10 protein-coding genes and 1 pseudogene are annotated in these 9,729 nt (G+C 70.1%); 7 read left to right on the top strand and 4 right to left on the bottom strand.

What is annotated here, in order from left to right:
* Window positions 1-215: pseudogene (locus ABT340_RS26300) on the bottom strand (transposase); the annotation flags it as partial.
* A 416-nt stretch (window positions 216-631) separates the two neighbouring features.
* Here ABT340_RS26300 and ABT340_RS26295 point away from each other — a divergent pair.
* The 4 genes from ABT340_RS26295 (at window position 632) to ABT340_RS26280 (ending at window position 3,409) form a co-directional block, all read left to right on the top strand.
* Complete coding sequence (locus tag ABT340_RS26295) at window positions 632-1,228, top strand: hypothetical protein (protein WP_352013493.1); 597 nt, start codon at window positions 632-634, stop codon at window positions 1,226-1,228.
* A gap of 380 nt (window positions 1,229-1,608) precedes the next feature.
* Window positions 1,609-2,178, top strand: a complete 570-nt coding sequence (locus ABT340_RS26290) for an SMI1/KNR4 family protein (RefSeq protein WP_352013492.1) — start codon at window positions 1,609-1,611, stop codon at window positions 2,176-2,178.
* A 272-nt stretch (window positions 2,179-2,450) separates the two neighbouring features.
* Window positions 2,451-2,705 (top strand): hypothetical protein, encoded by a 255-nt coding sequence (locus ABT340_RS26285; RefSeq protein WP_352013491.1) that lies wholly within the window; start codon window positions 2,451-2,453, stop codon window positions 2,703-2,705.
* Window positions 2,702-3,409 (top strand): pentapeptide repeat-containing protein, encoded by a 708-nt coding sequence (locus ABT340_RS26280; protein ID WP_352013490.1) that lies wholly within the window; start codon window positions 2,702-2,704, stop codon window positions 3,407-3,409. The genes ABT340_RS26285 and ABT340_RS26280 overlap by 4 nt, the downstream gene beginning before the upstream one ends.
* 253 nt (window positions 3,410-3,662) lie before the next feature.
* Here ABT340_RS26280 and ABT340_RS26275 read toward each other — a convergent pair whose 3' ends face one another.
* On the bottom strand, window positions 3,663-4,562 hold the full coding sequence (locus ABT340_RS26275; RefSeq protein WP_352013489.1) for a LysR family transcriptional regulator: 900 nt from the start codon (window positions 4,560-4,562) through the stop codon (window positions 3,663-3,665).
* Between the two features lie 129 nt (window positions 4,563-4,691).
* On the opposite strand from ABT340_RS26275, the gene ABT340_RS26270 reads away from it, so the two are divergent.
* The 3 genes from ABT340_RS26270 to ABT340_RS26260 all read left to right on the top strand — a co-directional run bounded on the left by ABT340_RS26270 (window position 4,692) and on the right by ABT340_RS26260 (window position 7,988).
* Complete coding sequence (locus ABT340_RS26270; protein ID WP_352013488.1) at window positions 4,692-5,921, top strand: serine hydrolase domain-containing protein; 1,230 nt, start codon at window positions 4,692-4,694, stop codon at window positions 5,919-5,921.
* 877 nt (window positions 5,922-6,798) lie between these two features.
* Window positions 6,799-7,614, top strand: coding sequence for a hypothetical protein (locus ABT340_RS26265; RefSeq protein WP_352013487.1), 816 nt, complete (start codon window positions 6,799-6,801; stop codon window positions 7,612-7,614).
* Window positions 7,611-7,988, top strand: a complete 378-nt coding sequence (locus tag ABT340_RS26260; RefSeq protein ID WP_352013486.1) for a GntR family transcriptional regulator — start codon at window positions 7,611-7,613, stop codon at window positions 7,986-7,988. The genes ABT340_RS26265 and ABT340_RS26260 overlap by 4 nt, the downstream gene beginning before the upstream one ends.
* A 369-nt stretch (window positions 7,989-8,357) precedes the next feature.
* Here the strand turns inward: ABT340_RS26260 and ABT340_RS26255 are convergent, their stop codons facing one another.
* A complete protein-coding gene (locus ABT340_RS26255; protein WP_352013485.1) occupies window positions 8,358-8,888 on the bottom strand; it encodes a MarR family winged helix-turn-helix transcriptional regulator in 531 nt (176 codons plus the stop codon).
* Window positions 8,878-9,600: an SDR family NAD(P)-dependent oxidoreductase gene (locus ABT340_RS26250; protein ID WP_352013484.1), complete on the bottom strand. Its 723-nt coding sequence runs from the start codon at window positions 9,598-9,600 to the stop codon at window positions 8,878-8,880. The genes ABT340_RS26255 and ABT340_RS26250 overlap by 11 nt, the downstream gene beginning before the upstream one ends.
* Window positions 9,601-9,729: the final 129 nt, after the last annotated feature.

Here is a 9,729-nt window from a genome sequence, read left to right as displayed (position 1 = left end):
TGCCAGGACGCGCCCGCCAAGGTCGCGCCGATCGCCTCGACCAGGCCAGGATGGGCGTCGGAGACGACCAGCTGCACCCCGCCCAGGCCGCGGGCCACCAAGCCCCGCAGGAACGTCAGCCAGCCGGCGCCGTTCTCGGCCGAGGTGACCTCCAGCCCGAGGATCTCCCGGTTGCCGCCTGCGTTCACGGCCGTGGCGACCAGGACGCGCACGTTTTCGAACTTGATCTTCGCTACTCGAAGGATCACGCGATGGCCGTCACCATTTCCCGGCGCCATGCCTGTGCCAGGTCAAACTCGTACACCACCTCCGTGGACGCAACCCCGACAGAATCCAGGTTCTGTCCGATGTGGCCAGCTCAGAACTGATGGCCGTGAGCTGGAGAAACGTCTCCGCCCTCAGCTCTACCGCCAAAATCTGTACCGATCCCCCGGCGGCCGGTCAGAGGTGTCCGGGGTGAAGAACTGCGGGGGGTGGCTCCTGGGTGGTATGGCCGGCCCCAAGTATTTCCATAACGTAGTCAATTAACTACGATAGGTAGCGACTGGTTGCCGTCGATCCCCACGACACCCCGGGCAGAGCGCCCGCTCATCAGCTGCGGAAACGTCCTTCGCCCAGAAAAGGAGCCCCCATGCGCCGCTTGCGGCCCCTGCCCGTCCTGGCCCTGGCCACCGCCTTGGCCACCCTGACCGGCGTGCCCGGCTTTCCGACACCTGCCCAGGCCGCTTCCTCCTTCGCCGAGGCGGCACCCGCTGCCGACTCCGCGGCCCGGGCGGTCGGCGAGGGCCCGGGTTGCGGCGGCCACCAGGCCGACTGGCGCTCGGCCACCCTTGCCGCGGGCTTCTCCGGCTCGGTGCGGGCCACCTTCTGGAACGGCCGCAGCGGCCCTTATGGCCAGCGCCGGATCGCCCTGGTGCCCGGCGGCGTGATCCCGAGCCTGCCCAACGGCGGCCTGGCGGTCATCAGCGGCAGCATCCAGGACGTTTTCGCCGGGCAGCCGGATGCCTTCAACGGCACCGCCGCCGTCGTCGGGCGCGGCTACACCTGGACGATCACTCCCCGCAGCGACTATCCCCGCCGCCCGGGAGGCACCGCCAGCCTGCTCAACCCCCAGTGCGCCGCCGGCAGCACCAAGGTCACCACCGCCACCTACCACTACCAGTCCAGCCCAGCCACCGGCTCGGTCTTCGTCCGCACCCTCGACGGAACCGTGACCCGAACTGGGTGAGGGCCTGCGCTACCGGACGTGTCCCCAGCCGCCTACGAGCGCCCGCAGCAGGAGCTGGACACGCTGCCCGCCGACCGCGCGCTACCCCGTTCGTCGCCGCGCTCGCCGAACTGGCCGAGCTCCAGGCCACTCGGCAAGCGGCCGGCCTCGACCGGGAAGCATCTGATCAGAGCCTGGATCGGGTGGGGTCGGCGCCCGTGCGGAGCTTGCTGAACGCCCGACACCCCTGCGGCCCCTGGGAAGGTAGCCCTTCGGAACGGGCGGCGCCATGAGGTGACGGTAACCGCCCGGCAGGTGCCTGCATCAGTGAAGCGAAGCGCGGGTCACCACATGAGCGAAGATCACTTCCTGGCCAACAGCTTCGGAGAAGAATGTGTTGAATGCGCAGCATCACCGATCTTGAAGCCATCATCGGGCCATCCCGTGTTCCGCCTCCACCCGTGAACTGGACCCTCATCGAAGAAGGCACCGGCCTGGTGTTCCCGGACGACTACAAGGACTGGGCTTCGAGATACTCCACCCTGGAGTTCGACGAGTTCCTCCTCGTGGGCCATCCCGGAACCAGCGAAACCCCGCAGGAGTATGTTCAAAGCTGGGCGGACGTGCTGGAAAACATGCGCCGGTGGGGGGAACGCTTCGACCAGATCGAACTGGTCGACGACCGCGATGTTCCCCGTCCGGCGCCGCCGTTCCCCGTTTACCCCGCCCCCCAGGGGCTGTTTCCCTGGGGTAACACCTCCAACGGAGACTACTGCTGCTGGCTCACCGACCCGGACCCGGGAAAGTGGACCGTCGTCATAACGACACTTCACCGGTGGTGGCACTATCCCGGAACCTTCACCGACGTGCTGGTCGGTCTGCTGAACGGGCACGTCCGGTGCCCCATGTTCGGGCCGGAAGGACTCGTAGGGGCGACCGTGGAGGAGGCTGGGTGGATTCGCGAATCTTGAGTGAGAGAGCCCGCCAGTAGTCAGACCCCGTACCCCTCAGGGCAGACACGGCCGCCGAGATCAGGCGATTTCTCCTGAAACCGCAGGCTGCGGGCGTAGGTGCTTCCCGTAACGATCAGACGGCATCAGGCCGGGGCCAGGCTGCGACGGCTGGAATGAAAGCAATGCCGTTACTTCCACGTCGCCGCTTCCGTCCTTCCCTTCGCCGAACCGTCACGGTGGCGCCTCCGCCGTTGCATACGCCCCGGTCGGCTCTGTGGTGGATCGTCTGCGTGACCGTGCTGGTGGCCGTCGTGGTCGCCGTCACGTTGTGGTGGCTTCTGGCCGACCCGGCCGCCTCCGTTCCCGCCCCGAGCCCTGGCGTCGGAGGTGGGGTGGGAAGCGTGCGGGGGGAGATGCTGCGCACCGCGCTGGCCGCCGGGGCCGCGGTCGGGGCGGCGGTCACGCTGATGCTGGCCTTCCGCCGTCAGCACCCCAGGAGGTCACCGCCGCGCACACCACCCACGACGCGACCGAGCGCCGGGTGACCGACCTGTACACGAAGGCGGTCGAGCAGCTCGGTCACGAGGCCGCCGCGGTACGGCTGGGCGGCCTGTACGCGCTGGAGCGCCTGGCCCAAGACAACCCCGGGCACCGGCAGACCATCGTCAACGTCATCTGCGCGTATCTGAGGATGCCGTGGGCGTCGCCCGGCGGTGTCCGGCAGGACCTGGCGCCCGCCGTCCCGCGCGCCGCCATCGCCGGAGCCTCCGCCCCCGCCACCGGACGCGACCCGCACGAGGAACTTCAGGTTCGCCTCACTGCCCAGCGCATCCTGGAAGACCACCTCCACGATGACCGCGCACCGGGTGAGCGCATCGCCGAACCGGCCGGCCCCCGGTTCTGGGAAGGCATGTGCGTCGACCTGACCGGCGCCATCCTCACCAACCTGAACTTCACCCGCTGCCACTCCGCAGGGGCGATCTTTGTCGGGGCGACCTTCACCGGGGGCGCCAGGTTCTATAGGGCGTCCTTCAGCGGGAACGCATGGTTCGACGAGGCGACCTTCACCGGCGGTGCCCGATTGTTCGGCGCGACAGCTGTTCCTCTAGAGGGTCATAGGTGGCCGGATGGATGGCGTTTGGAGGTGAGGTCCGGCGGCGAGGGCCGTCTGGTCGAAGACAGCGCGGCTGATGATCCGGGGCCGGTCGACGACGCCTCAGAGGAGAAGGCACGATCGAGCAACGCCTGACTGCGGCTGGTGGATCAGGCAGGGGTGTTCCCTCCGTCTGCAGGTGTGGCCTGCTCGTCGGCGCCGAACAGCGTCAGCTGCTCGGCAAGCGGCTCGGCACTGGTGAGTTTCAGGCACCGGCGACAGGTGACCGGCCCGCAGTCTGGGTGGGCGGCGCCCAGGCCCCAGCCGCTGACACCGACCGTGCACGCCGGGCCAGCCACCCGGATCGTTCCGGTGACGGCGTGGTAGGCGCCGCGTTCGCGTTCGGCCGTTACAGGTGGAGAGGGCCGAGGTCGGTGATGACGTCGAGGAACGCGCGGATGACGTCGGATTCGGCGTCGGCGCGCCACACCGGTGCCCAGCGCGAGTCGGGCACGCCCGTGATGGGGATGTAGGCGATGTCGGGGCGGGTGTGGTAGCGCACGGCGTGCGCGTGGACCGGAGCGACGATCTCGCCGTTGGCGACGATGGCGACCAGCTCCATCCAGTCGGCGACCGTCGGTCCGACACGGATGGGATGCCCGCTCGGGGTTCTGAACGGGACCACCGCGGCGCGCCAGTAGTCGGGGACGTCGGCGGCCAGGGTGGTCTCGGCGGCCAGATCCTCGTACGTGACGGACTCGCGTTGCGCCAGCCGGTGCCGGATCCCGACGGCGAGCACGAACGGCTCGGTGAACATGAGTGGGCCGACGGCCAGGTCGGGTTCGCGGACCGGCAGCCACAGCACCGCGAGGTCGAGGTCGCCACGGCGCAGACCGGCGAACGGCCTGCCGAACGGGATCGAGCGGAGCTGGATCGGATGCTCGGGGTGGCGGGAGGTGAACTCGTCGAAGACCGGGCGCAGGTCGTCGAGCGGGCCTCCGCCGACGATCCCGAGCCGGAGCGGGGTGTCGGCCGCCGCCGTCCCGGTGCTGGCCGTAAGGCGGGCGTTGTCCAGGCCCTTGCGCAGAGCCTGGTAGGCCGGCTGCAGGTCGTCGCGCAGGCGGCGGCCGAGCGCGGTCAGCGCCACGTGGTGCGATGAGCGGTCGAACAGCAGCGCCCCGATCTGCCGCTCCTGCTTCTTGACCGACTGGCTGACCCGGGCCGGCGTCAGCCGCAGCCGCTGGGCCGTACGACCGAAATGCAGCTCTTCGGCGAGGGTCAGGAAGATCTCGATGTCGCGCAGTTCCACGGACGTATCTTCCCCGATGGCGGTAAGCATCGCTTAACGCCGGTTGCCGAGTTGAGCGTTGCCGCTGCTGAGCGGGCCGATGATGCTGGCTCTCGCGAAAAGAAGGCGCGCGAGAGGAAAGGCGTGACGATGAGCGACGTCGGTAACGGATTCACCACAGCGGGGATGGCCAGACTGCGCGGCCTGCTGAACCGGTATGTCGAGTCCGGGCAGATTCCCGGCTTGGTGGCCTTGGTGAGCCGGGGTGAGGAGGTCCACGTCGAGGCGGCCGGGACGATGCGGCACGACGGCGGCCCGGCGATGCGCCGGGACACGATCTTCCGGATGGCCTCGACCACGAAGCCGGTGACGATGGCCGCGGCGATGGTGCTGCTGGACGAGTGCCGTATCCGGCTGGATGATCCGGTGCAGGAATGGCTGCCGGAACTGGCCGATCGGCAGGTGCTCGTCCGCCCGGACGGCCCCCTCGACGACACCGTCCCGGCCCATCGCCCGATCACGGTGCGGGACGTGCTGAGCTCGACCTTCGGGCTCGGGATCGACCTGCCGCTGATGGCCGCGCCGATCGGCGCGAAGATTATGGAGGTCGCCTACTACAGTCCGGCGGCCGGGTCCGCGGTCGACCCCGACGCATGGCTCCGGCTCCTCGGCGGGATTCCGCTGTCCTACCAGCCGGGACAGCGCTGGCAGTACGAACTCAGCCACGACGTGCTGAGCATGCTCGTCGCCCGGGTGACGGGTCAGACGCTGGGCGATTTCCTGGACGAGCGGGTCTTCGAGCCGCTGGGCATGCGCGACACCGGATTCTGGGTCGGCGAAGCCGCGATCGACCGGCTGCCGCCCTGCTACATGCCCGACCCGGGCACCGGGGAGTTCCACGTGTGGGACGAAGCCGCCGGCGGCAGTTTCAGCAAGCCGCCGATGTTCCATCGTGGCGGTGGAGGGCTGGTGTCCACCGTGGACGACTACCACACCTACTTCCGGATGCTGCTGGCCGGCGGAGTCCATCACGGCCGACGGATCCTGTCGCGTCCCGCGGTGGAGCTGATGACCACCAACCGGCTGGGGGCCGAGGTGCAGGCCCTACGCCATCAGATGGCTGTCAGCAACGTGCACCTGTCGTACGGGCAGGGGCAGCACGGTGGCTGGGGGTTCGGCATGGCCGTCAGGACGCACCGCGGCGATTACTCGCCGATCGGGCAGTTCGGGTGGGATGGCGGCACCGGGACGTCGGTCTACGCCGACCCGCGCCACGGGGTCACCGGCATCCTGCTGACGCAGGTCGGACTGTCCGTGCCCGCTCCCGCGCGGCTCATCCATGACTTCTGGACCACCGTCTACCAGGCCGTCGACGCATAGCCGCGATGCCCGCTTGCGGGCTTCTTCTTGTTGATCATCCCCGTTACGGTTGTGGTGATGTCGACGAGGTTCATTCGCCTCCCGTGACGACGATCCCGCGCAGACCGGGTCCTGCCGCATCCATGCCCGGCTCGCAGGCGTCGGGATGGGGCAGGTGCTCCTGGGCCGCTCCCCACACGATTCACAAGTCCGCCGCGAAGGTATGAGGGGCCCTTCGCTCGCTGGTACGCAGGGCCCCGCGTCGGGCGCCGTGCCTCGGAAGGTGGGAAACCTCATCGAGGGTGGGATCGGGCCACGGCACCCGGTCCAGAAGCCGGAGACCCGTCGGCGCCGGCCGAGGACTGTGCGGACGTAGCCCCAATTGGCCTGGCGGCGCGTCGGTGGATGCACAGTCGCTGGGCCCGTGACGGCTCAGGCTGGTCAGGTAGGTCTGCGATGTGGGCGACGGAGTCGGCCCAGGACTCCTAAAGCCACGCCCAGGGGCGAAGTAGCGGTCTAACCACAGGTCAGCGGGCTCCCGAAGCTGCGACGAACTGCAAAGCAGGCGGGCCGGTCCAGCTCAGCACGGGTTTCCGTACCGCTCGCCAGGGCCGAGTCTCGGCGGCCCGTCCCGGGTCGGCATCGGGGACCGGATTGGCGGGGCGATCGGAGTCAGAGCCGTGACCTGGAACAATGCGGTTCCGGTGACCGGGCACAGAGTCGTAGTTCTGTCCGGTCGGCCTCCTGCTTTGCCCTTGGCCGTAGCTTCGGGAGTCCTGGGCCATGCCGTCTGACCCGCCCTCGCCGACCGGCAGGGATCTCGCAATGGTCGGGCGTTGACTTTGTCGCAAGTTATGACGCATCATCTTGATACAAAGCTTGCGACAAAGGAGGCGCTGTGACCCCCGAACCGTTACCGGACGCCGGCCCGCAGACGCGTGCGACCGATCTGCGACTGGCAGGCGAGTGGCTGGCCATGCACGACCTGGCCGGCACCCGCCCGACCCCACTGCTGGCCAGCCGGCTCGCGGTCCGCAGACGCGCCCGCCTGGCCGCTCAGATCATCCCGGCCGTGCTGATCATCGCGAGCGCGCTCGCCGCCGCTTCCGCCTTCGGCGGCTCCCCGCCGCATCGCCCACTGCCTCTGCTGGCCCTGACCGCGCTGGTGGCCGGGCTGCTGCTGGCACAATCACTGCTCGACCGGTGGGTGCGACGCGTCGACCAGCGGGCGGGCGCGACACTGTCCCGCAGGGCCACCCACCTGATCCAGCCCGGCTGGCGGGCCGTGCTCGGCAGGCCGTACGCCGCCTTCGCGGCCGCCACGTTCGCCGGAACGATGGCGCTGGCCGCAAGCGCCCTGGCCGTTCCCGACCCCACCCTGCGGCAGCCGGCCGTCGTCCTGCTGATCGCCCTGCTCGGCGCGACGGCCATCACCGCCATGCAGTTGCGCCACCTGCTCAGGCACCCGGTCGTGGCGCAGGATGAGGAGTCGCTGACCGCCGACGTCATCATGCGCGTCGAAGACGCCCGCGAGCTCACCACGCCGAGCGTGCAGTGGTCGCTGCCCATGGTGCTGCTGTTCGGCACCGCGCCCGGCTGGTGGGGCGCCGCCGCGGTCGCCAACGTGGTCCTGGGCATGGTCGCGTGCATCGCCCTCCGCGTCAGGACGCCGTCGAGCGCGACGGTGGCCCGGCGGGCCATGAGCACCCGATGATCGTCATCGACGCGGCCTCGCCGGTGCCGCCGTTCGAGCAGCTGCGGGCCCAGCTCGCCCGGCAGATCCAGGACCGCACGCTGGCCGTGGGCGCCCGGCTGCCGACCATCCGCCACCTGGCGGCCGATCTCGGCCTGGCCGTCAACACGGTCGGCCGGGCCTACCGGGAGCTGGAGGAGGCGGGGCTGATCGAGACGCGCGGGCGGGCGGGCTCGTTCGTGTCGGCGGCCGGTGAGGAGGGCCGGGAGCGGGCCCGCCGGGCCGCCGCCGAGTACGCGGCCGTGATCGCCAGCGTCGGCCTCGACGCGGGCGAGGCGATCCGCATCGTACAGGCGGCTCTGACGTCCGGCGCGGCGGCACCGGCCTCGTCATGACCGCGACCCGGCCGCAGAGGTCACGTCGCCAGGCACACGACGCCGACGTGGCCCAGGACTCCCGAAGCTACGGCCAGGGGCAAAGCAGGAGGCCGACCGGACAGGACTACGACTCTGTCGGTCAGCGGAATCGCGTCGCCCCAGGTCACGGCTCTGACTCCGGTCGCTCCGCTGATCCGGTCCTCGACGCCGGCCCGGGACGGGTCGCCGAAGTCCGGCTCTGACGAGCGGTACGGAAACCCGCGCCGAGCTGGATCAGCCCGTCTACTTTGCGGCTCACCGCAGCTTCGGGAGTCCTGAGCCGTGTGAGCCGTAGGGCAGCGGCAGCACGGTCTCAACGAAAGTGTCATCAGCCCAAAAGTCTGGAGTTCAGTCTCCGACCTGTCCGGTCGGATCCGGGCCGTCGAGTCCGGCGAGCAGTTCACGCAGCAGGTCGGCGAGGAGCTCACGGCGTTCGGGGGCGAGATGGCCGACGAGACGGTCCTCTGTGAGAAGCAGATCGGCGACGACGCGGTCGAGCAGGGCTCCGCCCGCCTCGGTGAGGGTGACCGCGCGCGCGTGGTAGCCCGACCCCACAGCGGTCCGTTCGACCAGCCCGGCCCTGACCGCCCGCTCCACACGCTGGGTGATCGCGCCGCGCGTCACCATGCACGCCCCGGCCAGCTCCCCCGGGCTCATCCGGTACGGCGGGCCGGAGCGCCGCAACGTGGACAGCAGGTCCAGCGTCGCGACGTCCACCCCCAGCGCCGCGAGGGTGCGGCGGCGCTGGTCGCCGAAAACCTTGGCGGCCCACCAGACGCGGGTGACGATCCCGATCGACTCCACCGGAACACCCGGTAGTTCGCGCCGCCAGGCGTCCTGGATGGCATCGGCGCCGTCGCGTGGCGGCTCAGCGGCCACGCTCGGCGCCGCCGTTCACCTGGATGATCTGCGCGGTGACGTGCCCGCTGCCGGGCGAGGCGAGCCAGTGCACGGTCTCGGCGATGTCCCCCGGTGTCCCGGCCCTGCCGGTGTGGGTCTGCGTGACGAGCGCCGCGCGGCGTTCCTCGCTCAGGGTGTCGCCGAAGAACTCGGTGTCCTCGACCAGTCCCGGGGCGACCGCGTTCACCGTGACGCCACGCGGCCCCAGGGCGGCGGCGAGGTCGAATACATACGGGTGCAGGGCCGCCTTCATCGGGCCGTAGGAGGTGCCACCCGAGCCTCGGAAGGCCGCGATCGAGGTGATGAACACGATCCGGCCCGACGGGTTCAGCAGATCGCGGAACGCCTCGGTCGGCAGCACCGCCGTCAGCACGTTGGCCCGGAAGTTGCTCGTCCACCGTTCCGCGACTCCGCCGGACCCGCCGTGCCGTTCGATGTTGCCGCCCGCGTTGTTGACCAGCACGTCGATCACGCCGAAGCGCTCGGCCAGGGCGGCGCGCACCCGTGCGACCTCGGCCGGATCGCTCAGGTCGGCCGCCAGCGCTGTGCCGCCGATCTCCTCCGCGGTCTTCTCCAGTACGCCGGCGCGGCGGCCGATGATCAGCACCTGGTCTCCGTCCGCCGCGAAGCGCGCCGCGATCGCCTTGCCGATGCCGGTGCCCCCGCCGGTGACCACGATCACACGTGTCATGCCATCCTCCTCAAGTTTAGGCCTAAAGTCAGGTTAGCGGAGGAGGGGCAGTCCGTCGCTGGGTTGCTGTTGCGATTGGACCAAGCCGCCCAGCAGTACCCCGCCCGCCATCACCGATAGCTCTCGGAC

Origin of the sequence: Streptosporangium sp. NPDC000239 (genome assembly GCF_040300765.1) — a bacterium.
Lineage (GTDB): Bacteria > Actinomycetota > Actinomycetes > Streptosporangiales > Streptosporangiaceae > Streptosporangium.
Note: the sequence above shows the minus strand (reverse complement) of the source record. Positions and strands in the feature narration are given on the sequence as shown.